Source organism: Fictibacillus arsenicus (assembly GCF_001642935.1).
Classification (GTDB): domain Bacteria; phylum Bacillota; class Bacilli; order Bacillales; family Fictibacillaceae; genus Fictibacillus; species Fictibacillus arsenicus_B.
This window is the reverse complement of the sequence record NZ_CP016761.1, coordinates 1,201,134-1,224,303: the sequence shown is the minus strand read 5'-3', so window position 1 is coordinate 1,224,303 and position 23,170 is coordinate 1,201,134. Positions and strand designations below refer to the sequence as shown.

Annotated in this window: 21 protein-coding genes; 3 read left to right on the top strand and 18 right to left on the bottom strand. The window is 35.4% G+C overall.

Annotated features, from left to right (window positions below; genetic code table 11):
* Positions 1 to 161: 161 nt before the first annotated feature.
* The 13 genes from ABE41_RS06460 to ABE41_RS06400 form a co-directional block, all read right to left on the bottom strand.
* On the bottom strand, positions 162 to 1,961 hold the full coding sequence (locus tag ABE41_RS06460) for a GmrSD restriction endonuclease domain-containing protein (RefSeq protein WP_066287736.1): 1,800 nt from the start codon (positions 1,959 to 1,961) through the stop codon (positions 162 to 164).
* A gap of 92 nt (positions 1,962 to 2,053) precedes the next feature.
* A complete protein-coding gene (locus tag ABE41_RS06455) occupies positions 2,054 to 4,537 on the bottom strand; it encodes a DUF2357 domain-containing protein (RefSeq protein WP_367642147.1) in 2,484 nt (827 codons plus the stop codon).
* Positions 4,503 to 7,010 (bottom strand): McrB family protein, encoded by a 2,508-nt coding sequence (locus tag ABE41_RS06450; protein WP_066287735.1) that lies wholly within the window; start codon positions 7,008 to 7,010, stop codon positions 4,503 to 4,505. The genes ABE41_RS06455 and ABE41_RS06450 overlap by 35 nt, the downstream gene beginning before the upstream one ends.
* Before the next feature lie 123 nt (positions 7,011 to 7,133).
* Positions 7,134 to 7,748 (bottom strand): cell envelope integrity TolA family protein, encoded by a 615-nt coding sequence (locus ABE41_RS06445; RefSeq protein ID WP_066287732.1) that lies wholly within the window; start codon positions 7,746 to 7,748, stop codon positions 7,134 to 7,136.
* A 12-nt stretch (positions 7,749 to 7,760) separates the two neighbouring features.
* Positions 7,761 to 8,960, bottom strand: a complete 1,200-nt coding sequence (locus ABE41_RS06440) for a hypothetical protein (protein ID WP_066287729.1) — start codon at positions 8,958 to 8,960, stop codon at positions 7,761 to 7,763.
* Between the two features lie 359 nt (positions 8,961 to 9,319).
* The gene (locus ABE41_RS06435) at positions 9,320 to 10,096 is read right to left on the bottom strand and encodes an enoyl-CoA hydratase/isomerase family protein (RefSeq protein WP_066287727.1); all 777 of its coding nucleotides are present in this window, start codon (positions 10,094 to 10,096) and stop codon (positions 9,320 to 9,322) included.
* Between the two features lie 17 nt (positions 10,097 to 10,113).
* Positions 10,114 to 10,965: a 3-hydroxyacyl-CoA dehydrogenase gene (locus ABE41_RS06430; protein ID WP_066287725.1), complete on the bottom strand. Its 852-nt coding sequence runs from the start codon at positions 10,963 to 10,965 to the stop codon at positions 10,114 to 10,116.
* Positions 10,962 to 12,014 (bottom strand): zinc-binding dehydrogenase, encoded by a 1,053-nt coding sequence (locus ABE41_RS06425; RefSeq protein WP_066287720.1) that lies wholly within the window; start codon positions 12,012 to 12,014, stop codon positions 10,962 to 10,964. Before ABE41_RS06425 ends, ABE41_RS06430 begins: the two co-directional genes overlap by 4 nt.
* On the bottom strand, positions 12,011 to 13,420 hold the full coding sequence (locus ABE41_RS06420) for a phenylacetate--CoA ligase family protein (protein ID WP_066287717.1): 1,410 nt from the start codon (positions 13,418 to 13,420) through the stop codon (positions 12,011 to 12,013). The genes ABE41_RS06425 and ABE41_RS06420 overlap by 4 nt, the downstream gene beginning before the upstream one ends.
* Before the next feature lie 31 nt (positions 13,421 to 13,451).
* Positions 13,452 to 14,822 carry a TIGR00366 family protein gene (locus tag ABE41_RS06415; protein ID WP_066287714.1) on the bottom strand — a complete coding sequence of 457 codons (1,371 nt, stop codon included), beginning with the start codon at positions 14,820 to 14,822 and terminating at the stop codon, positions 13,452 to 13,454.
* A 40-nt stretch (positions 14,823 to 14,862) separates the two neighbouring features.
* Complete coding sequence (locus ABE41_RS06410; RefSeq protein ID WP_066287712.1) at positions 14,863 to 15,831, bottom strand: enoyl-CoA hydratase/isomerase family protein; 969 nt, start codon at positions 15,829 to 15,831, stop codon at positions 14,863 to 14,865.
* A 165-nt stretch (positions 15,832 to 15,996) separates the two neighbouring features.
* Positions 15,997 to 17,883 (bottom strand): sigma 54-interacting transcriptional regulator, encoded by a 1,887-nt coding sequence (locus tag ABE41_RS06405; protein ID WP_066287709.1) that lies wholly within the window; start codon positions 17,881 to 17,883, stop codon positions 15,997 to 15,999.
* A 217-nt stretch (positions 17,884 to 18,100) separates the two neighbouring features.
* On the bottom strand, positions 18,101 to 18,922 hold the full coding sequence (locus ABE41_RS06400) for an alpha/beta fold hydrolase (protein WP_066287704.1): 822 nt from the start codon (positions 18,920 to 18,922) through the stop codon (positions 18,101 to 18,103).
* A gap of 114 nt (positions 18,923 to 19,036) precedes the next feature.
* On the opposite strand from ABE41_RS06400, the gene ABE41_RS06395 reads away from it, so the two are divergent.
* Positions 19,037 to 19,228: a hypothetical protein gene (locus tag ABE41_RS06395; protein ID WP_066287702.1), complete on the top strand. Its 192-nt coding sequence runs from the start codon at positions 19,037 to 19,039 to the stop codon at positions 19,226 to 19,228.
* Between the two features lie 72 nt (positions 19,229 to 19,300).
* Here ABE41_RS06395 and ABE41_RS06390 read toward each other — a convergent pair whose 3' ends face one another.
* The 3 genes from ABE41_RS06390 to ABE41_RS20965 all read right to left on the bottom strand — a co-directional run bounded on the left by ABE41_RS06390 (position 19,301) and on the right by ABE41_RS20965 (position 20,431).
* Entirely contained in the window at positions 19,301 to 19,684 is a 384-nt protein-coding gene (locus ABE41_RS06390; RefSeq protein ID WP_066287696.1) for an FAS1-like dehydratase domain-containing protein, read from the bottom strand.
* A gap of 32 nt (positions 19,685 to 19,716) precedes the next feature.
* The gene (locus tag ABE41_RS06385) at positions 19,717 to 19,962 is read right to left on the bottom strand and encodes a hypothetical protein (protein WP_066287692.1); all 246 of its coding nucleotides are present in this window, start codon (positions 19,960 to 19,962) and stop codon (positions 19,717 to 19,719) included.
* A 325-nt stretch (positions 19,963 to 20,287) separates the two neighbouring features.
* Entirely contained in the window at positions 20,288 to 20,431 is a 144-nt protein-coding gene (locus ABE41_RS20965) for a hypothetical protein (protein WP_156774237.1), read from the bottom strand.
* A 179-nt stretch (positions 20,432 to 20,610) separates the two neighbouring features.
* On the opposite strand from ABE41_RS20965, the gene ABE41_RS06380 reads away from it, so the two are divergent.
* The gene (locus tag ABE41_RS06380) at positions 20,611 to 21,606 is read left to right on the top strand and encodes a Gfo/Idh/MocA family protein (RefSeq protein WP_066287685.1); all 996 of its coding nucleotides are present in this window, start codon (positions 20,611 to 20,613) and stop codon (positions 21,604 to 21,606) included.
* A gap of 72 nt (positions 21,607 to 21,678) precedes the next feature.
* On the opposite strand, the gene ABE41_RS06375 is transcribed toward ABE41_RS06380, so the two are convergent.
* On the bottom strand, positions 21,679 to 22,293 hold the full coding sequence (locus tag ABE41_RS06375) for a VanZ family protein (RefSeq protein ID WP_066287682.1): 615 nt from the start codon (positions 22,291 to 22,293) through the stop codon (positions 21,679 to 21,681).
* Between the two features lie 246 nt (positions 22,294 to 22,539).
* On the opposite strand from ABE41_RS06375, the gene ABE41_RS20960 reads away from it, so the two are divergent.
* Positions 22,540 to 22,701 carry a hypothetical protein gene (locus ABE41_RS20960; RefSeq protein ID WP_156774236.1) on the top strand — a complete coding sequence of 54 codons (162 nt, stop codon included), beginning with the start codon at positions 22,540 to 22,542 and terminating at the stop codon, positions 22,699 to 22,701.
* 54 nt (positions 22,702 to 22,755) lie between these two features.
* Here the strand turns inward: ABE41_RS20960 and ABE41_RS06370 are convergent, their stop codons facing one another.
* The gene (locus ABE41_RS06370; RefSeq protein ID WP_066287678.1) at positions 22,756 to 23,076 is read right to left on the bottom strand and encodes a hypothetical protein; all 321 of its coding nucleotides are present in this window, start codon (positions 23,074 to 23,076) and stop codon (positions 22,756 to 22,758) included.
* Positions 23,077 to 23,170: the final 94 nt, after the last annotated feature.

Genomic DNA, 23,170 nt, shown 5'->3' with positions numbered 1-23,170 from the left:
CACATTTTATACACCTTTTGTTATTGATATGATCACCTACAACTATTTATTTTGATTTCTTTCAATTATATATATTCTACTTTTTTGTTAAGTGTAGGGACAAGGAATTAAAAAACAACAAATTCACTTTCTGTCCTTTCATGGTGATTACGATATAGTAGTTATAAAGAATGATAGTAATCTCTAATTTTAATGGCCATTAGTTTTCGTCGTTCTTCAAGAAATTCTGAATAATGTGATGCATTCATATGAAATATAGAATCTGGGATGGCATTAGATATTAAATTGTTTTTCAATCTATCTCGATCTACAATCTCACCATACTTTAATATTTTTGTTTCACATTGTTCATTTAAGGATTTCATATACTCTTCAGGTGCTTTATCACCAATTGCAATATTTATTTCCTGTTGTATAATTGCATAATTAGCAATTTGATTATATTGATTTCTGCTTGTAAATCCATTTTTCTGAAGATACTTACGAGGAAAAATGTGATGAACATCTCCACGTCCTTCAATCAAGTGTCGAACTTCGCTTTCTTTAGATAAAAAAGCTTTTTCATTATTCTTTACTTGTGCCATTAAATACAGATTAAAATATGGACTACTTGTCACAGGCGTATCAAGCCGGGAAATCAAAATATTGTTCCAAAAAGCATCAGATAATTCCCCACTCTCTATGTGCTCCAAATAATTCATTGGATTTTGAGCATTTGCAAATCGACGAGCATCAAATTCAAACATTGATTCTGGAGATCCAGAATACCGTCTCGTTAAAATTGATAATACCAACCAGCGACGTACTATTTTTGGAATATCTCCTTTATTTGTTCCCTTTTGTTTAAGCAAAAGATAAAGAATATAGCCGAAATTAAGCACATTTTGTGATCGAATCAATTTTTGATTAATTATACCAGTTGATTTTACAATCATAATATAACGCTTAAAGTTCGTTTCATTTATAAAATCTAGCACGCCTTCTTCTAGCTTTTTAAAAGATTCCTCTGCTATTGTTTCTTTATATTCACGTGTAGCAAAATCACGCCCTGATAATAAGCTTACAAGATCAGCTAGTTTTCCTCTAAGGAATTTATGTGTGAATGCTACTCGTAGTAAATCAGAGTAGTCTGGAACATATAACTCCTCTATATAATCTTTAATCCATTTAAGTTTATGAAATAAATCAGTTGCTGAGAATTCTGAATCGTTTTGTTCTATCAAATGGAAATCTCCAGGACGTTTAGCTAAGTGACAGAAATAATCAATTGTTTTACGAATATTTACTCCATTATATAATTCGTTTACAGCAATCTTTGACATCGCAAAGTCTGCCTGACTCAACACAACCCCTTGGGAATTAATTCGAATAAAAATTTCTGTTACAGTTTCAATATCTAATTCATGTGATAATTCTATAATACCCAAATTGCTGTAGCGAATCTTTATCAACCGATCCACTTTTTGTGCTACTTCATTAAAATCTAAAATACTATTTTTTTGGCAATAATCCATTACAAATTGAAAAGACTGATAATTTTGCTGGAAGAACATTGAAATATCAGAAATCCATATAGAATCCTTCTCAATTGCCGGGTTAGTAACTTCAAATCGTTCTTCAATTGGATGAAATGCAATTCTTATACGTTTTTTCCTATAATCAGATGTGACAACTTGCTGCCCCAATAATGCTGCTGTCAATGCAGTTACACGCTGCTGTCCATCAATTAGTATCTTTTTTCCTTCCGACCTCGTACCGTCTTTTAAATTTGTATCAGGACTTCGCCAAGTAATGATATAACCTACAGGAAATCCTTTGTAAAGAGAGTCCATTAAATCCCGAACTTTAGACGAATCCCAAACAAATGGTCTTTGTATTTCGGGTATTGCGATCTCTCCATCTTTTATCCAGCTTAAAATGCTTTCTATTGAACTGTTATTTACTTCATACCTTGGCTTCATGTTTTCCCACCCCTTTTTTACATATTAAAGCCATACCCTAACAATATTCCAATCTAACATATGAGATAGAATCATAATCTAGTAAGATCTGACTAATTATTTAAAACATCAATGACTTCCTTGAATAATCGATTGGGATTGTTTAAAAACTCTTCTCTATCAATAGAAGTTAATTTCATACTTCCTATACGTTTTACTTGTATTTCTTTTTTACTTAGAGTAACTAGTACCTCACCTGATTTTATTTGAACAATTTCCGATGCTTGGTCAACTTCAGTATGATTTAAATTAAGTTTAGGATTTTTTGTAAGCCTGCGCATTGTTCTCCATAAAGCTAGTTCATCGTTACTTTTCATGTAAAGCTCTGGTAACTCACTCGCTTCTTTCAAAGTATTTAACGTTGTAAGCATATAAGACGATATACCATATCCGACTGGTTTGATAATGTTCCTTAATGATTTCCAAATATCCACTGTAAATGCAACTACTTGCTCACTGTTTTCCATTGAACTGAAGGAAATACCCACAATTTCACCGTAATACTTTACACCGTTATTACTGGATACATTACTTGATAGGTAAAGGGCAATATGTTTTGCCTCTTGCCATCCTTTTTTCAAATCCTTCATAGAAATTTTATAAGTTTTTTGTTGGATACAATCTTTAAAAACTTCCTCATTACTCACTAAACCAACTACAACTTTTTCATCTAATGAAGACTTCCAACTATCTAATGTACCTCTTGGTAGTATCCCTTCTTCTTGTATTTCTTCAGGACTTTTCTCAATAAGATGCTCCACAAACTGCTCTACTAACCTCATTGCATTTGGTAAAAACGGCAAGCCACCAATATTAACCGATTCTATACTTTTATAAAAAGCATGCTGCTCATATAACTCCTCTTCAAACCAAGGAAATAATACATATGCACCAAATGCTGTTCGTTCAAAGGGACCATTATGTTGAACAACTAACGCATCTCGGTATCGATGCATGGTGTTTATATCATCTTCCATAGGTCCTGGGCTGTTATATCGCTTTTCGTAATAACTATCTTCTACGGCAAAATCAATACGATATTTGGCATCAAAGATATAATTGTAGGTGTAATCCTTACCTTTTTTCTCAATGCTCAACATCGTATCTGGTTTCTGTGTGATAGTAGGTAAATGTCTTTCTTCCTTTTGATATTGAAGAATAATCTTCTCTCCTGTATGCGGATGGCTATACACGCGTTTAGCTGAGTTACTACTATCGAGGTTCACAAACAGACCTTCTCTATTCACCTTCACCACATCTTGAGAAAGAAGTACATACTTTTTATCCAATAAAGCCCCAAGCTTGAGATAGGTCCAATACTCATAAAGCTGAGCTACATCTTTAACAGACATTTTATAAATTTGTCCATTGAGCTCTAATCCCCGAGATAGTAACACATAGATTTGAAAAGCATCTCTATACCCTGGTGCCATCTGAATCACTAAACTCATCACAGAACGGTCAAGCTTACTAATTGTCTTCCAAAACGGATTTTTTATTCTTTGTTGTAAATGCTTTTGCATTTCTTTAATCGTTTGAACTACAAATTGATCTGGTTCTGATTTATATCGACCAATAGGAGTTTCTACTTTATTCAGCAAATCTTTTAGCTTATCTTCAATACGAATCAACAACCACTTGATTAGGCGGTTTTCCATCGTATCAAATGAGTGCTGTTTTTTGACCTGCAAGCCCTCTGTAGGCATTAGTTGTTTGTTACCAAATCTTATACCATTTTGAACCTCTTGAAACAATGAAACTTTTTTTCTAAGCTGATTTCTACCAAAAGAGTCCAGTTTCTTTAGTTGATCTCCTCTCACTTTTTGATGAGTGGTAATCAGTTGATGATGTGGTTGTTGCTCGATTCTTTTGATCGCCTGTAGAAAGGATCTGAAATGATGTTGAATTAATCGATAAAATTCAGCAGCACTCGCTTCTCCCTCTACCCTAGTCCTAGCACCAAGATACGTTTTCCGTAAAAAATGAAAAGCTAGATTATAAATTTCTTCGTTCACTTCATCTAATAACTTTCTGTAATCTTCCTTATAATCAAGCTTGGAAGGAAAGATTTCGAAAATCACAGTCAATAACGTTTTCCCTTGAGTACGAATTTCAAATGATGACAAACCAACTTCATTTTGAAATTGTAGATTCCCCATTAAAACTTGTTTAGAACTTACTGGCACATTACTTACAGCGTTTCTTAAAAGATGGTGTTCATGATAAAACTCTAACTCTGAATCTGTTTTCGAAGTAACGATAATTTGATAGTTTCCATTCTCAAAAAAGATTGGTCTAAACGCTGAACTAGCGGCCAGCATTTGTTGGTCCAAATCAAAAACTTTAACTGATTGTATAGATTCTCCCTCAACCTTAAACTCCATCATTTCATTCTGCAGCCTCTTCTTATATTGAGACAGCCCTTCGAACCGCTGATGATAAGGTTTCCCTTTCATAAAAAGAGTAAATTCATTCGTTTCGATTAATACGAGTTCAACATCCTCACGAACCAGCCCAGAAGGAAGTGAAGCCATCATTCTCGTACCTCCTAATCATATGTAAGATCTTTTCAGTAGATTTAGGATATATAGCGTGATTCAATTCTGGCCCAACATCAGCATTGTAGACCTTACTCATGCAGATTTCATAAAGACCTTTAAGAGTGTCCCATACACGCTCATCACTACCTGATATTCGAGGAAGGATCTTCTGAAGAATCGATTGATCCATAGCTTCTTCAAATGTCAGTAAGTTATTTTTTTTACTATAAATGACATAGAAACAAATCTCATCTCGGACTCGATAACCTACCTGTGCACCGATGCCTTCGAGTTGTTTGTTAATATTTACTAACACTTCGGTAACTTTCTTAATTAACGCGATATTATCTTGGTAAGCATCTTTTAAATGTAAGAAGTCTCCGGCTAAAGACTGATTTATAATAGACAAAGGTGCCTGTTCTTCTTGATCTTCGAGGAAAGAAAAATGATCTAATTGAACTCTATTAAACTCAATTGTATTTGCTCTATCCAACACCTTTTTACTAAACGGATGTGTAGTCTCATCCATGTTAACCGTTCCAATGATATATACATTTGAAGGAAGAATAATGTCTCTGCCTTCCACCTCAAAAGGTAACACTGGTGTTGTAACAATTTTCCCATCTTTCCGGCGTCTACTTTCCATTACACTTAATAAATCACTGAAGTAATACTCGACTCGAGCTAAATTCATTTCATCGAGTAAAACAAAGAACGGTTTGTCCGGATCATCCATTGCTCTTTCTAACACCGATGTTAAAGGACCCTTTTTGAAGTCACCTTTAATATCAACATAGCCTAATAGATCAGAACCATCACTCCAGTCAGGACGAACTGGAATTAAAGTAAACTGACCATCTTCCTCTGTAGCTCCCAAACTCTCAGCAAACCATTGCACCATTTTGGTTTTACCTGTTCCTGAAATCCCAGAGAGAATGACGAAGGGTTTTGTTTTTAAAGACAAGTAAAGATTTATAACCTCTTCCTTTTTATAATAAAAACCTTTGCTTTGTATGTAGGAATGAATATGATCTGTTATTTCTTGTTCATTTACATTTAAAAAGGCTAACTTTTCTTCTACGCTATTTTCTTTTTTATACTCTATGAACCTCTCATAGTAGGAAATCATTTTTTCAAGGTCTTTTATAAGTTGGTTTTCTGAAGGCATGTCTTCTAAGGTATATTTTATGTAAGCTGCAGTACTTTCTACATATCCTCGTGCTTTTGCACTTTCACCAAGATAGTAGTCACTACTTTTTATTACTCCATCCATTTCGATATTTTTTCTTATTTCATCATTTAGCTTCAACATTTCATCCCTGGATGTTTCAGTAATTCCTTGTGCAATTGTCAGGTATAGTTCTTGCATATTTTCACTAAACAAATAAACAATATAGTACCCACGTTGAGTAGATGTAGTAATATTCTTATTTAAGATTGCTAACCAAGGTACTGTTGCCCAGTTTCCTTGTCCCACTGATCCTTTTACTAAATATGTATCTCTATCTATAAATGGTAATCTACTAATAGCATCTGGTAAATCAGATCGAACTAATTTTCCTAATGGATGATTAGTTAGCGGCTCTGTTCTAGCAGTTAAATATTCCTGCATTGTTTTAATTAGTAAAGGACGAATGCTTTCCTCCATAATCGGGTTCAACTCCTCATTAAGTAGATCGACATCTTGCATCCAAGAAAGCATGTGTCTTGTCCGAGCATCGGCAACAGAATCACGCATTAAGTTATCACCTGCAGAATTCTTCACAATTAACATTCCAAGTTCTTTTATGGCTTGAAACTTATATACATTTTCTAAATCAGAAGACTTTGAAAGTAGGTCATATACAGTTGAGAAGTACGGGTGTTTTAATATTTGTCTCTTAAGAATTAAAGATTTGTTATGACTTGATTTGTACTCATCAATTAAATTAACATTTAGCACATACTGACTATCAATAAAACCCAATAATTTCAAACCTTGACGAGCACGAGACTTTAATCTATAAACATTGTCTTCTGGGTAGTGTTGTTTCAGATGTTTGAGATCTAGTCCCTTTGAAATAACTTCTTCTAATAATTCTAATACCTGATTTAAATTTATCTCTGGTAATTGATCTGTTAAATATTGATTTAGTTGAATTGCTTTTTTTTTATTTTTTTGTGTTACTGATACAAATGGAAGTTTAGAAAACAATGCCATTACAAATGAAGTACGACCTTTGGCCATAATAAAGTCTGAGGAATTAGCTAGCCTAGTATTAGCAAATTCATTCCAGGCCTCATATAAAAATTGAAATGAAATTAACTCCCAAGAACTTGCCTTTTCACCTACTTCAAACTTTCTTATAGAAGAATCAGTTTCTACATAGAAGCCTTCATCACTTACTTTAATAGAATTAGTTTGCATTGAACTTAAAGTCTGGATATCTTTAAATCCCTCTAAATAGTTAATAATTAATTTTTCAAGCATACAATCACCTACTTTGGATAATATTTAATCAATGCTATTATTTCCAATGATATCAATAACCTTGTACCAAAAAAAGTAATAAATAGAAAAACACTTGCTGTATTAGCCAAGTGCTCCTATTATTTATATTTGATTTAAAATCGTATTCCCAACACGAATCATTTGTTCTTTATCAAATATCTCATCAAACTCAAGTCGCTTTACACCGTATTGCATGTATAAACCTTTTTCCAGCATTCCGTCATTAAACCACTTGATGTCTCTAATGGTTTGATAACGGAATTTTTGCTGAAAGTCTAGTGACTTATTTATGAACCAAACTCGTTTGTTGGTAGCGATTAAGTAACCTTTTATTTCTTTCTTACTGCTTTTGTCAAACTCACAAAATAAGAAGGTTAATCCTTTTTCATCAGGTTCAAACACACTTCGAATTAAAGATTGAAAGAATACTTTATTGTTTTTTACTTCGTTAAATTCGTAAGTCGTGTAGGAGTCATTTACTAGTGACTTTAAAAGATTAACAACCTCTTGTTTTTCTTTTGCTTTTTTAGCTTCAAGTTGTTGTTGGCGTTCTTCAGCGGCTTGTTTTCTTTTAATACGCTTTTGTTCTTTAGCAGCTTCTTTATTACTTCGATAAGTTTGAACTTTTTCTTTCACTAGTACATTATCTTGCTTCTTAGTTAAAAGTTTTACGAATAAATCTTCTGTTTTATAACATATCTTTTGATAGATCCCCATCTTACTCTCTCCTTAAGCTACCATTTTACGAGCCACATAGTATCTTCTTCCCAACCAAGCAGCTATTCCTAATCCAAAAATCACTGTGTTTGCTTCATCAGCATCTTCAGCAGCTTGTTCTCCTAATCCATAGTGATGTTTAAACACCGTTTCTGCTTTTAGGTATTTTTGAGGAACTTCATACTTTTCTTCATTTAGACCCATCTCGTATGCTACTTTTTCTATTTTTTCGACTTCTTTATTGGATTCAAATCCTTCTTTGTACCACTTAACATACTTTTCTTTTTCTAAAGCAGGCTTTTTATAAGAAATCATTGTAAATGCAGCATTGTAGCCCAATTTTAAATACTTTTCTTTTAATTTTTGCTGGCCTTCCTCATATCCAGAAAGGTATGCGCCTATTAAATTTTGACTTACATCCTCAGGAGTATTCTTAATATCTTTCATTCCATCTTGAAGACCTTTTTCTTGAAAACTAGCAATCTGTGCTTCTTCTTTTTCTTTTAAAGCTCGGTTAAAACCATTTTCGTATTCTTGTTTTAAAAGTGCGTTACTTTGATACTTTGCAGGCAGGATTAGCTTATCTTGTTTCTTACCTGCTTCATATCCTTCTTTCTCTACAGCTTTTTTCTGCTCTTCAAACTTTTGCATGCCTTCCGTATACCCTTTAGAATAACCCGTGCTAAAGCCAGATTGGTAAGCTGCTGAACCAGTAGATGAATCGTTTTCTTCAGCACCACTTGTGCCATCAGCCAATCCTTTTTGGTAGCCAGCTTTTTCCCCTTTTGCTGAATCTTGCTGTTCGATCTGTTTTGGACTTCCGTTTATTTTTGCCGTATCATAATCACTAGGTACCTCACATGGAATCCCATCATCCACTACATTACCAAATCCATCTAATCTCTCCGGATCATTTGTAGCAGAATAACCTTTTGCATTCCAATAAGCTACTACTTCATCATAGTTAGCAAAATCTGAACAATCTTTATCACTGCGAGTAGCAGGAGCAGGTTTTGGTGCGGGTGCCGGAGTTGAGCCACCGCTTGTACCTCCTCCATTATGATTATGATATCCTGTACATAACCCTTTAGCTTTAGAACTATCTGAACAGTTATGGCCACCACTACTGTCTGTCCTGCCTGAGTGAGCAAACCCTTGATGTGGCAGTACGAAAATAAACAAAGTAATTAATACAAGTAAATATTTCCCCAATTTTCATTTCTCCCTTTTTATTACATTAGCATTCATTTCCAAAATTAATAATAATTCCTTTTGGAAGGTATTTCAAGAAAATTTTATAGTTACAACATCTTTATTTACACTTTCCGTAAAAAAATAAAAAGCCACCTTTAAAAAGGTGACTTTACCCATTACATTTTCACTTTTAATATTTGCTCACTATAATTTTCCAGCCGTCCAACCACTCACTAATATATACATTCAAAAGTTTACCCTGCTCAGTCTGCAAATTATTAATCTTTTAAATTTTTTACAACAATAGTGCACTAAAAAGAAGTAACTTGTTTTTTTATATTTTTGTAAAAAAAGACCTTTAAACAGGTCTCGTGAAATTACTTCCCTATAAATTGAGCTTCTCTTTTTTCTAAAAAAGCTGTTGTCCCTTCTATTTTATCTTGAGTACTGAATAGAATTGCCTGTAACGATTTTTCAAGTGCCAATCCTGCATTTAAATCAGTTGTCACACTTTCATTTAAGGCAATCTTAGCCAACATCAATGCTACAGGAGGCTTACTAGCTAGTGACTTAGCAAACTCCTTAATTCTGTCCTTGAAATTTTCTTTTGATGTAATTTCATTGATTAATCCATATTCAAAAGCTTGCTGGGCATTAATTATCTTTCCCGTTAATATTAATTCTTTGGCTCTTGGAAGTCCAATCAATCTCGTTAACTGTTGGGTTCCTCCACCTGCTGGCAAGATACCAAGGGTGATCTCAGGCTGGCCAAATTTTGCATGCTCACTAGCTATCCTAAAATCGCATACAGTTGCAAGTTCGCAGCCCCCACCTAATGCATATCCATTGATAGCTGCAATAACTGGTTTTTTCGATTGATAGACACTAAGCAGGACATCTTGGACAGCAGATCCATAAATATCTAGAGGCTGACGATCTCTTAACCACTCAATATCAGCACCAGAAACAAATGACTGGTCACCTGCTCCTGTGATTACAATTACCCTTACTTCTTGCATCCTATTAAAATAACTCACTGCATCGCGAAGTTCAATCCAGCTTTCTGAATTCATCGCGTTTCTTTTTTCTGGTCTATTTACTGTGATCGTTCCAATATGATCTTCAACATTTAATAACAAATATTCAAAGTTCATAGACGTTCTCCTTCACATTATGTGTAATTATAAACGCCCTTTCCTGATTTTCTTCCTAGCCTTCCTGCCTTCACATATTTCACTAAAAGCGGGCTTGGTCTGTATTTTTCACCCAAAGTTTTATGAAGATATTCAAGATTTTTCAGTCGTGTATCAAGACCTACTAAGTCACCTAACTTAAATGGTCCCATAGGATAATTCAATCCAAGTTCGATGGCTTTATCAATTTCTTCTGGTGAACCTACCCCCTCCATCAGCATGTTAAAAGCTTCATTACCTACTAAACTGCTAATACGGCTAGTAACAAAACCGGGAAACTCATTTACACCAACCGTTTCTTTTCCCATTGCATGAGCTATTTCTTGTGTAACACGCAGTGTTTCTTCACTTGTTTCAAGTCCTTTAATGATTTCAACAAGCTTCATCTTATGAACCGGGTTAAAAAAATGCATAGCGATTATTTTGTCAGCCCTGTTCGTATATGAACCTATTTCGGTTGGACTCATAGTGGAAGTATTGGTAGCCAAAATCGTCTCAGTCGAAGTGTATTGATCTAACTTTTCAAAGATTTCTTTCTTAATGGACATAACTTCCGGCACGGCTTCTATAACAAAATTTGCAGAAGATGCACTCTTTTCAAGTTCAGTAGAATAGTTTAATTTGCTTGAAAAATGTTCTGCTTTTTCCGAGGTAAGCCTTTCGCTATCCACCGCCTTTAAAAATAAATGTCCAATTTCACTCTTTGCGTTTTCTATAGCGCTTTGAGAAATATCGCATAATGTTACTTGATATCCTCCTAATGCAGCTGAATAAGCAATACCTCTTCCCATTACACCTGATCCGACCACCAATATATGATTTACGTTCATATAGCCTTTTCCTCTTCATTCACTTTTAATACGATTTTTCCAATGTGTCTTTGTTCTTCCATCACTTGGTGTGCATCTCTAACTTCATCAAGACTATACGTCTTCCAAATGTAAGGTAAGTTTTCATTCACTTCAATAAATTGAACAACTTCTTTAAAATCATTCATGTCTCCCATCCATGATCCATGAATCGTTAACTGTTTACCTAAGATATAACGCAGGTCAGTAACAGCTTGATGACCAGTTGTCACTCCACAAAAGGCCAATCGTCCTCCACGTTTTAACATCTTCAAGCTTTCTTTCCATGTCTCTTGTCCTACATGGTCAAGAACGATATCAACACCCTGATTATCTGTTAGTTCCCTAATCTCTTTTTGTAAGTTCTCTGACCTTACAACGATATGTCCTTTATATCCTCTTTCTCTTAAAAACAGTTCCTTTTCTTTTGATCCTACTATCCCTATCGTTTTCGCACTAAAGCCTTCAGCAATGGTCAGGGCTGCATATCCTAATCCGCCAGTAGCACCCCAAACAACTACTGTATCAAACATAGTTAGATTCCCTTTCGTCACTAAACCATTCCAGGCAGTTATATACGAAACGGGTACGGCAGCCCATGCGTCTAGATTTTGAGCTTCAATTTTAACTACGTTTTTTGCAGGAACATTTATATAGTCGGAATAACCGCCATCTATGTGATAACCGATTATCTTAAACTCCTTACAAAGAGTCTCTCTTCCTTTTTGACAGTATGTGCAATCCCCGCAAGATGTACCTGGATAAACTAATACCGTATCTCCTTTAGATAAATTAAAAACGCCTTCACCTTTCGATGACTCAATAATTCCGACGATATCACTTCCGGGTATACGAGGCAGTGTTATCTTATCACCTGTTCCTCCTTTCCGAAGCCATAAGTCCAAATGATTCAAACCACAATACATAATCTTTAGTCTTATCTCTCCATATTGGAGGTCTTGTAAAGATTGGTCTTTTGAAATGTTTAAATGTTCAATTGGTCCATGTGAGTTAAGTACAACGGCTTTCATACACCCATCCCCTCTTTTCGGCGATCCTCGAACCGTTTTAATTTTGCTCTATGACCATGTCCTGTTAATTCTTTTAATGAATCCGTATCTACAATTTGAACATGAATTTTTACACCGATTTTTCTTTTTAAAATCTCTTCTAAATCTTGTTTTAATGACTCATCATGTTGATCAACACTTCTTTTTTCAACCAATATCGTCATTTCGTCTTTTGCTGGTTTTCCATCTTGTATAACCTTTTCTACATAACAGTAATATTCACCATTTGTTCTGCTATCTTCAGAAACTATTTTCCCGCATGCTTCCGGCCATACATTAATACCGCGCAGTTTCACCATAGTGTCACTTCGACCTTGGAAATATTCCATCCGTTTATGCAGACTGCCGCAGGCACAAGGCACCATTTCATAGAGAGCAGAGATGTCTTGAATGTTATAACGGATCTGCTGGGTTCCTGTCTTATAAAGAGCTGTTACCACGATGTTTCCTCTATGACCTGGCGGAAGCGGTTTACCTGTCTCAAAATCAACGACTTCAACGATAAAGGAATCTTCAAAAATATGCAGTCCTTGTTTAGCTGGACATTCCGCTGCTACATATTGAACTTCATGAAACGCATATGAATCATAAACAGGGATTCCGAATGCTTCTTCTACTGGCGCCGTATTTCCAAATGCGGATAGTGTTCTTAAATTAAAATCTGTCTTCGGGTCATACCCCATTTTCTTTGCAGTTTCAGCGATGTGTAATAAATAATCTGATGTTGCAATGATCGCTGAAGCACCAAAAGTCTTTGCAAATTCAACCTGTTTTTCAGTAGGCGTTACATTCCCTGTTCCTGTCGTTATGGGAGTACATCCTAACCAATGCCACAATGCATGATCCATTATCCAAGCTGCATTATGAGTTGAATAAGACCAAGCATTAATTACGGCATCACCAGGTTTAATACCCTGAAGGTAGAACGTTCGAGCACTTAGGATAGCCCCCACTTCTCTATCCCACTGGGAATAAATGGTCGGTCTAGGTGTACCAGTAGTTCCACCACTTGTAAAGAATCTCAAGGGTGTGTGAGTTCCATCAGAAAAATGATATTTTTGATAATCACCAAATGGCGGTTTTCGTTCGATGCTATCTCGAATATCTTCTATTGTATAAATGGGGATTTTGTACATATCATCCAAAGACTGTACATCTTCTGGGGAGAAACCATGTTTCTCCCACAGAATTTGATAAAAAGGAATCTCACTGCCTTTATTTAATGTTTCTTTTAACCGTTGGAGCTGTGTATACTCAATTCTGTCACGGCTCCATTTCCAAGTTCCCTCTACAAATTCTTGAGGAGGTTCATACTCCGAGACGAGCTTATTCCAGTCAATCGTTTTATGGTAGTACGGAAAACTCACTTTATAACCACCTTTCAACTATTGCTATTAACTAAATAGGAAGGAACATTAAAGCTACAATCCAAATTACACCTACAGCCAATAAGATGGGCAAACAGTATCCTAAGAAATCTCTTACCTGCAATCTCGTACCTGCAGCTAATATAGGGAAATATAACAATGTCCAAAATGGCTGGACTAAGTTCGTCCATATGTCTCCGTAAGTAATGGCAAGAACAGCTCTTGGCATCTCTACTCCAAGCGCTTCTGCAGCTGGTATAAAAAATGGTGCAGTAGCTGTAAACTGTGATCCGGCAGAAGGTATGAACAAATTAATAAAACCAGTTACAAGAAACGTTAGAATAGGAAAAGTCGTTTCAGTGGAAACGCTTACAATATAGTCGGTGAGTTTCCCTGCCAAACCTGAAACCATTAATACGGATGCTATTCCTCCATAAAGCGGAAATTGAAGACCGATTGAACCAGTTGAAATTAAGTTTTTGGAAAAAGACTTTGAATAACTGACAGCATCCTTCTGAACTAACAAGCCCATGACTAGCGCAATAAATGCAACTGTATTTAAATTTAATCCAGCCATACCTTTTTGTGAAAAATAATAGAAAAGGTATAGGAATCCTATTAAGCCTATAACTAAAATCATTGGTCTAAAATCATTCACTTTGTCAGCAAACGCTTTGTTCGTGTTAGTGTTAACCGAAGTTATTTCAGGTTCTACACTACTCGCAACCTCTTCATTCTCGATTGCTAAATCTTGAAATGTAGTAATTTTTTTCTTGTTTCTTGCAACAAAGTAATAAATAAGTGTTGTCACCATGACAATAGCAAAACAAGATACCATGTTTATGGTTGAAAATGTTGTTTGATCAAGTGGAATAATACCACCAAATAATTGATTGTTCAGTTCACCTTCTGTTGATACGAAAAGTGGAATTGTACCTGAAATACCCGTTAGAGAAATGGTAAAAGAAGAATAAGCTATTGACGCTAATAACGGATAATCGACTCCTTTAACTTGTTTACCGACTGTTCGAGCAAAAATTGAAGTGACAACAGGTCCTATATACCACCCTAAAAAAGAAGTCAGAGCACCAAAAACTCCAGTGATAATATAAGCAGCCATAGGTGTTTTAATGGTGTTTGCAGCTTTTATAATCCACCGTTGAACTACCGGTGTGTCAACTAACACTAATGCAGCTGCATAAGTAAACATGAGCTGAAAAGCGAAAGTAAATAACATGGGAATACCATTAAACCAAGCATCCAATACTTCTCCAATAGAACTTGCAGTAAATGCATATGCGCTGAGAATAGCTAAAAGGGTCAAAATTATTGCGAAAATAAAATCATGAGGAAAATACCGGCTGTACCAACTAGCAATTCTTTCTGAAACAGAAAGCCTCATCCTAATAACCCCCTATACATTAATTGGTAATATTTATACATTACTTTGTTAACGGACTTCCACACTTCCCACAATGATTAAAGTGTTCTGGCAGATCCTTTGTTCCGCATTCATGACATTCAACCATTGGTGCTCCCCATAAGTGTTCAGAAGAGTCTCCATTTGCAGCTCTGTTTCTGAGCATCATGTAATCAGGTTTTCTTTTCTCATTGAAGGCTCTCATTGCTTCATGTGTTTCAAATGCACTTGTATGAACCGTCAGCCAATCACGCGCATGTCCTACAGTTTGGTTCAAGGACATCTTCTTCCAATAATTTGTTTGTTCTTTTGTATAACGAACACATTCTGGCAGTTTATTTAATAATTTCTTTGCCATTCGATCCACTGCATCATCTAATTGGCTCATAGGGACTACTTCATTTACTAAACCCCATTCAAGAGCTTTTTCTGCACTAATTTCTTCATTCAACCAAAGAATCTCTCTTGCTCTACGATCACCTACCATTATCGGCAACCATTGTGTTGCTCCGCCAGCAGCTACACTTCCATGAGAGTTTCCAACTTGTCTGATGTAAGCATGATCTGCCATAACAGCTAAATCACAGTTCATGTTAAATTCATTTCCGCCACCTACAGTAATCCCATTAAGTCTAGCTATTGTAGGTTTTCCAATGTTCATAAGTTTTTCATGTGCTTCAATGAATACCCCCATCCATTTCCAATAGTTCCTTGGACGTTCCAAAATATCATTGTTTTGTTCCTTCATATCTGCACCCGTACAAAATGCTTTATCCCCAGCACCTGTTAATACAACTACTCCGACTTCATCATCCCAAGATGCTAGTTCGAATGCTCTTGTCATTTCTCTTAATGTCTGGAAGTTTAAACAGTTATAAACTTCCGGACGGTTGATTGTAATGGTTGCAACCATGTCCTTCTTTTCATATTTAACCTTCTCAAAATTTGCTTCACCTGGCTGTGTTGGATGTAAAAAGTGATCTGAATTCATTAAAATCCCTCCAATTTTTTTAATACAATTATTTATCATGCAAGTTCCATGCCAACGTTTATTAACGCATAAAAAAGCCTTCTCAAGGGAGAAGACTTTTGTAATGTTAATATTCTGACATTCAGCGTTTATAAAGTGAACGTTTGTTTAAAATATGAACATTTATTATAAAATGTCTAATTTTTTGATTTTCTTCCATAGTGTTGTACGACTTAATCCGAGTTTTTCAGCCATTTCTTGCTTATTTCCTTGATAGGATTTTTGGAAATGATAAATAATTTGATTCTCCATCTCTTCTAAAGTACCTAGTGTTAGCTCAATACTTCCTTTTACCTGAAGACTTTTTTCTGTTTGGTTCAGAATTCCAATAGGATGATCGAGTAAGATTTTCTTCATATCATTAGAGACTTTACCTACAGTAGTCATTCTTTCAATGACATTTTCTAATTCACGAACATTACCCGGCCAATCATAACTTTTGATAAACATTAGAAAGTCCTCATCATACAAATAATTTACCTCGCCATTCTTTTGTAAGAAATGATTCACTAGAACAAAGATGTCATCTTTTCTTTCTCGCAGCGGGGGAATAATCACTCGCAATATATTTAGTCTAAAATATAAATCTTCCCTAAAATTATTATCTTTTATTGAAGCTTTAAGGTCTTTATTAGTTGCTGAAATAATTCGAACATTAATAGGAATTATTTTTTCTCCCCCAATTCTCATCACTTCTCTTTCTTGAAGAACACGGAGAAGCCTTGCTTGCAAATCGATTGGAAGCTCTCCAATTTCATCTAAAAATAGAGTACCTTCATGAGCCATCTCAAAAAGTCCCGGTTTCCCGCCTTTTTTTGCCCCTGTAAATGCTCCATCTTCATATCCAAATAGTTCACTTTCAAGTAGGTCTTTTGGAAGTGCCGCACAATTTATCGCAACAAAAGGACCTTTGTTGCGATTACTTTCATTGTGTATACTTTGGGCGAAAAGTTCTTTTCCTGTCCCGCTCTCTCCCGTAATTAACACACTCTTATCTGTTTTACTATAGAATCTGGATAATTCAATCACTTGTTCCATTTCAGCACTTTTATAAAGAATATCTGAAAATGTGTATTTCGCGTAAAACCTTCTATTATGCAGGTTTCTCCGTAACTGTGAATCTTGTTCAATAACTTTATTAGTCTCTTGAAAAGTAATTACAATACTTTCGCCTTCTAAAGGAATTCTGTTAACCACATATCTTTGGTTTCCGAAGCTTGAAATCTTCTTTCTAACTTCAGAACCATCTCCATACAATTTTTTCAGTTTTGGGTGATGTACCTTTTTTAATTCTCTTCCGATCAGTTCATGTGATTTAACATCTAATAATTCACTTGCCACGTTATTAAATACGCTAATATTACCTTGAATATCAGTCGCAATAACACCATCAAATGCATGAGAAATAATGGTTTGAAGATGGTTTTGTCTTAATTTTTCTCTCTCGTATAGACGTGCAGTTTCAAACGCCCTATGTAATGCCTCTATCATAACTTCCTTAGTAGATTTAATTACAAAACATGATAAGTCTAATTTCTTTGCTGTTCTTTCCATGCAATGCGCTGTTCCAACAATTACTTTCTGCTTTCCTTGTTGTTTCAACTGTTGCATAATGTCTGCAATTTCTTGTTCATCTTGGTATCGTTTTAATACTATGTTTACAGAATATAATTTCTCAATAAAAGCAATATCATACATTGAATAATTCTCATAATGATCGATAAAAACAATTTCGGATGAAATTTGTTTAGCAGTTTGGAAGGTTTTTAGCAGGTCAAAATTATTTACTGTAATTTTAATGATTGGAATTTTCAACTTACTTTCTAATAAATCAGCTGTTGCTCCTCTTGCTATTATTGCACTTACATTCTCTTTTTCTATCATGAGATTCGCAGCGGCCAAACCTCTTTGTAATGCACCCTCTTTGACTATTAACGGAACATCCATATCAATTGAAATCTCTCTAACTAAATTTGTGAATTCAGGATATGGTGATATTACTCCTAGTTTCATATCGATCCCCCCTAAAAGTCCTTTACAAACTCTTCCTCCACCCTAGTAAAAAATTCTCTCTTTATAAATAAAACCTTATTAAAACAACTATTTTATTTATACGCACCTCCTATGTAGTCATTTTTACCTACAATTAATATTTATTAGCTTTTTAGTATAGTTTTACAACAAAAGACAAAATCCTCTATTTTTATAAAATAGAGGATTAAAGTCATATTTATTTCTTTACTCCCATTAGAAACCGCTCTAACCAATCAGTAATATGTACATTTATAAGTTTATTCTGCTCAATCTGCAAATTATGCCCTGCCGAATCTAGTATAGAGAATGTGGCCCGAGGATATTTATCAAGTAAATCATACACGTCTTTAAAACCTGTAATATGGTCTTGCCTTCCCGCCAGAAACACGCTTGGCTTCTGAAAAACTTCTTGATCAATTTGGAACGTAAATCCATAGGCTTGTGAGATTTTTTCTAAGAATGCCGAATCTGCTATCTTCATTCCGACTACGACTTCTTCGTTGTACCTTCTCCACGTGTATTCATCTAACTTCACATGAATTCCTTTAAAGTCTTCTCTTTCTTCTTCTGTTAATGTAGCGAGGAATTCTTCATCAATCTCTATGTTGGCATGCTCCGGTAGTGTTCTTATGTTTTTATCAGGAATGATCATCGGACAGATAAACGCTGCACCCATTACACGCTCAGGCATTTTCGCAATTACTCCCCTTGTTATGTAACCACCATATGACTCTCCTGCAATCAAGAATGCCTCGTTGGGCAATATAGTTTCAATGAACTGAATAACAGCTTCGAGCATCCCATCCGAGTTTTGAATAGTATCATAGTCTTTCGTCTGCCCCATTCCTGGCAGGTCGATATAGATGCGTCTGTATCCATCCCTCTCTTGAAAGATCGGTTCCATGCATCCTTTCATCAAACGTAGGTCAGGTGAGAATCCGTGGATCATGAGGATCGGCATTCCAGATCCGATTTCTTCATAATAGATATTCGCTTTCTCTACTTTACAATAAGACACGATTTACCACTCCTTTTTGCTTCGGTTACTCCATTCTGTAAAACCATTATTGAATCCTGCTCTTTTGTGAATTGTGGTACTATAAAACAAACATAGCAATAAGGAGCGTTAACGGTGAAAGACTATTTTATCCGATTCATATTTAGCATTATGACGATGATCATCATTTATGGGGTTTTCTACGTGTTCGGTTTGCATGACAAAACCTGGGCACCCTTTATCATCCTGCCATTAGGTATCGCCGGTGGTCATGGTTCTCTTTATTTTTATAAAATTATTCAGGAACAAAGAAACCAAATAAAATGAACATGCAGCACCGCGTTTTTTGCGGTGTTTTTGTATATAAAAAGAACAGCTCAAATGTCATGCGCTGAGCTGCTAGTTTGATAAGATGACTCCTGCAAAGTTTCCTCTTAATACTTGTTTCTCATTTTGATTCGTGCATTGGAAAGTGGCCATGATCGATGTTCGATTGTTTTCTTTTGGTTCTAACTCCTCAATCCGCACTTCACATAGGATTGTATCTCCAGTAAAAACTGGTCTCAAAAACTCGAAGTTCATCGTACGAGCGAGTACATTGTTTTCTCCACCAATTTTTGTTGGCAATGTAGCCGTTAACAACCCTTGGATGACAAGCCGTCCCTGTTCATCTGGATGAATATGATGATCCCCTTCATCCCAAGAGACTTTCGTAAACATCTCAACATCTTCTTTTGTGAACATCCGTTTAAAACTAATGATATCCCCGACTTTTAGATTCACCCTGGACTCCCCTTTGAATTAAACATTAGTCCTTAACCACCAATTCCCTTTGCGAGCAATAAGAGAAATGCAAAGGTCAAGACCGCTCCATTTAGTAATACACCTAATATACTTGATAGCCATTTCTTCGATAGTACCGCCAAAACAACGCCAATAAATGAAAGTGATCCTAGAACGATAATACCTGTCGATAGATTCGCATTCGGTCCTCTCAATAGAAGAAATGAAACAACACTTGCTATAACCATGAGAAACGAAAAAATTCCGAATTTATTCATTTTTTATCTTTCCCTTCAATATTTATCTTTTTAATTCTTCTGTACTGCTATCAACATATTGTTCAAATGCTTCTCCTGTTGAAAGTAAATTCATTTACAATTACCATAACATAACAAATAAGCCAGGAGGAACAATTTGGAATTAACACACTACTGTAAATTTTCGGGTCTCTTTTTTTTCAGTTGTATGAAAAAACAGGTTCCGTAATTCCAAGCAACATTACTCCTGGAATCGTGAACGGGACCGGAATAATACTGTCAGTAATAAGCTAGAAATAGGAAAAGAGCCAGATCTAGATGATCTAAGCTCTTTTTTGTATGTCTTCTATTTCGGATTCAATGACGTAAGTTCGAATTCTGGCTTTTGCTTATCTTGCTCAGAAATTGGTTTCTCACTGAGCACGTATCGTGGTACTGGCAAATCTAAAGGCTTGGTAGTTAGCTGTTCATGGTTAGTGATTGTAAGCATAACTCATCCCTCCTTACCAGGTTTTGTTTATAGTTTACCCCAAAATATTATAGTATAAAACTTTTTCTGACAAAAACAGTCAATTGGTCCTGTTCATTTGTCTTTCTCGTGACGAAAGGAGTAGAATACATAATATGAAAACGGTATGGCTTTTGCCTACCTTATTTTGAAAGGAATGAATGGTATTGAAATTCGGTGTGATTGGAACAAATTGGATTACTGAAAGTTTTATTACTGCAGCAAAAGAAGTGGAAGGTTTTACATTATCAGCTGTCTACTCACGTTCGGAAGAAAAAGCAAAGGATTTTGCCGTTAGAAATGGTGCTGAACACACGTTTACAGATGTAGAGGAGATGGCAGCGAGCGATACGATCGAAGCCGTTTATATCGCGAGCCCGAACTCGTTTCATGCCGAACAAGCCATTACATTGATGAATCATGGCAAGCATGTGATCTGTGAGAAACCAATGGCTTCTAACGCAAAAGAAATGGAAAGCATGATCGTAGCTGCCAAAGAGAACAACGTCCTCTTGATGGAAGCAATGCGTTCTACTGTCATGCCGAACTTTAAGAGCATCCAGGAGAAATTACATAAGATCGGACCTGTACGCCGCTATTTTGCAAGCTCGTGTCAGTACTCTTCCCGCTACGATAAGTACAAAGAAGGAACGATTCTAAACGCGTTTAACCCTAAGTTTTCAAACGGATCGATGATGGACATTGGGATCTACTGTCTGTACCCGATGGTCGTTCTTTTCGGAAAGCCTGATTCGGTAAAAGCGAACGGATTTCTGTTGGAGTCTGGAGTGGACGGTGAAGGCAGCATCCTCTTGAACTATGGAGACAAAGGCGCAGTGGTCATGTACTCGAAGATCTCGAACTCGTACGTTCCGTCAGAGATCCAAGGCGAGAACGGAAGCATCCTGATCGACCATATTCAAGACATGTCGAAAATCGAAATCCGTTATAAAGACGGTACAACAGAAGATATCACGGTAGAGCAAGACAAGCCGAAGATGTATTATGAAGCAAAAGAGTTCATGGATCTCGTAAAAGCCGGAAAACTAGAGTCAGATTACAATTCTCATGAAAACAGCTTACAAGTTATGAAGATCATGGATGAAGCTAGAAAGCAGATTGGACTCGTATTCCCAGCGGATACCCGTACACGATAATGATCAAAACGACCAGATTGATGTCTGGTCGTTTTCTTATTATATCTATTCATGATTCAGTTTCGTAAAAAACTATGCATTCAAATTTGTAATGACGCTTATTTTAAACTTTTCACCTGTTTTACTAAAAAACACATAAATAAAGTATCCTATTACTGCACCTAACACATTACAAATAACATCATCAATATCAGTGACTCGTCCCCATCCACCGCCAAAAGATTCTAAAAGCTGTAAAATTTCAATAGTGATAGACACAGCCAACCCTAAAAAGGTAACTGATTTTAAACCTTTTGCTTTATTCCAAACAATGGGTGCTAAAAAACCTAAAGGCATGAATAACAAAATATTCCCGCCTACGTTTCTAACAATAAGTGAAATCATAAAAAGAACATCGCCATCATAAGCAGTACCAATTTGACTAATATTATTGATAATCGTTACAAGAGGAACGATGTTAATATTACGGAGAAGATTTTCATATTCATATTGAAATCCTAATGGTAAAGGAAATAAAGTTACAGAGATAACTAAACTTATGTATATAACAAAAAGAAATTTTATCATTTCTTTAAGCCAATAAATTTGAACTTTGTTTCTATAATTTCTTCCTATTAAAATACTTCGTACCACTACATAACATATAAATGCTAATAAGATAATTAAACTTCCATTAATCAAAACCAATATCTAACATCCCCCAAAATCTATATAATAACTTATTGAACTAACCTACCCCATTTGTTAATACCAATTATTTCAAAATTTTAAAATTAACTCAATAAATAATCCTTTGAAATAGGAAGTTTTAGCAAGAAGGTTTGTTTTAAAAGTGAAGAACACTGACAATCCTAAATATATCTAATTCTACTAATTTGTAGTATTATACAAATATCAAGCAATACCTAGAAATCAAAAGTAGAGGTGTTGGAAGTGAAATTTACAAAAAAGCAATATAAAGAACAACTTTTAAAACGCCTGAATAATGATGAACAACCGAATTTTAAGATACAAAAGATTTCTTATTCTTCTCCTATGGAAACAATTAAACGTTTAGCTCCTTCTCTACTACCTATATTAAAAAGCTCCAAATAATTTTTATAGTATTAAATTAGGGAAAGCTTCTTCTGTAATAATCCAAAGAGTTAATTAGTTCACTTCAACTACAAACGTGTAGGATACTTCGCCATTTGACCATTTGGCTAATACCTCATAGATGTACCGACCTTTTCTTGACGGAACAGCTAAATGATTATTTTTTATGGTGACTTCTTTATCTCTACCGGTCTCATTCCATTGGTAAACGGATATCTTTGGATTATCTTCAATTTCAATATTAATGTTAGTGTTCGGTCCCAACCCAATGGCATTGTAATTTTCACCTTTTTGGGATGGAGATGCAGCATCTGTTTGTACAACCTCAGTTTCCGATCCTTTCTTTCTTTTCCATTTATAATTTCCTGCTTTCATTTCATACTCTTTCCCCTGGACATTAATCAATCCCGCCATAGAAGGAGGAAAATCGTCTTTATTTCTTCAGTACCAATCATACAACCCGTTAGCC

Excerpts from the sequence above, each read along its gene's own strand:
- ABE41_RS06460 (WP_066287736.1), bottom strand. The coding sequence starts at position 1,961 with ATGAAGCCAAGGTATGAAGTAAATAACAGTTCAATAGAAAGCATTTTA.
- ABE41_RS06455 (WP_367642147.1), bottom strand. The coding sequence starts at position 4,537 with ATGATGGCTTCACTTCCTTCTGGGCTGGTTCGTGAGGATGTTGAACTC.
- ABE41_RS06450 (WP_066287735.1), bottom strand. The coding sequence starts at position 7,010 with ATGCTTGAAAAATTAATTATTAACTATTTAGAGGGATTTAAAGATATC.
- ABE41_RS06445 (WP_066287732.1), bottom strand. The coding sequence starts at position 7,748 with ATGGGGATCTATCAAAAGATATGTTATAAAACAGAAGATTTATTCGTA.
- ABE41_RS06435 (WP_066287727.1), bottom strand. The coding sequence starts at position 10,096 with ATGAACTTTGAATATTTGTTATTAAATGTTGAAGATCATATTGGAACG.
- ABE41_RS06430 (WP_066287725.1), bottom strand. The coding sequence starts at position 10,965 with ATGAACGTAAATCATATATTGGTGGTCGGATCAGGTGTAATGGGAAGA.
- ABE41_RS06425 (WP_066287720.1), bottom strand. The coding sequence starts at position 12,014 with ATGAAAGCCGTTGTACTTAACTCACATGGACCAATTGAACATTTAAAC.
- ABE41_RS06415 (WP_066287714.1), bottom strand. The coding sequence starts at position 14,822 with ATGAGGCTTTCTGTTTCAGAAAGAATTGCTAGTTGGTACAGCCGGTAT.
- ABE41_RS06410 (WP_066287712.1), bottom strand. The coding sequence starts at position 15,831 with ATGAATTCAGATCACTTTTTACATCCAACACAGCCAGGTGAAGCAAAT.
- ABE41_RS06405 (WP_066287709.1), bottom strand. The coding sequence starts at position 17,883 with ATGAAACTAGGAGTAATATCACCATATCCTGAATTCACAAATTTAGTT.
- ABE41_RS06385 (WP_066287692.1), bottom strand. The coding sequence starts at position 19,962 with ATGAATAAATTCGGAATTTTTTCGTTTCTCATGGTTATAGCAAGTGTT.
- ABE41_RS20965 (WP_156774237.1), bottom strand. The coding sequence starts at position 20,431 with ATGCTTACAATCACTAACCATGAACAGCTAACTACCAAGCCTTTAGAT.
- ABE41_RS06380 (WP_066287685.1), top strand. The coding sequence starts at position 20,611 with ATGGTATTGAAATTCGGTGTGATTGGAACAAATTGGATTACTGAAAGT.
- ABE41_RS06370 (WP_066287678.1), bottom strand. The coding sequence starts at position 23,076 with ATGAAAGCAGGAAATTATAAATGGAAAAGAAAGAAAGGATCGGAAACT.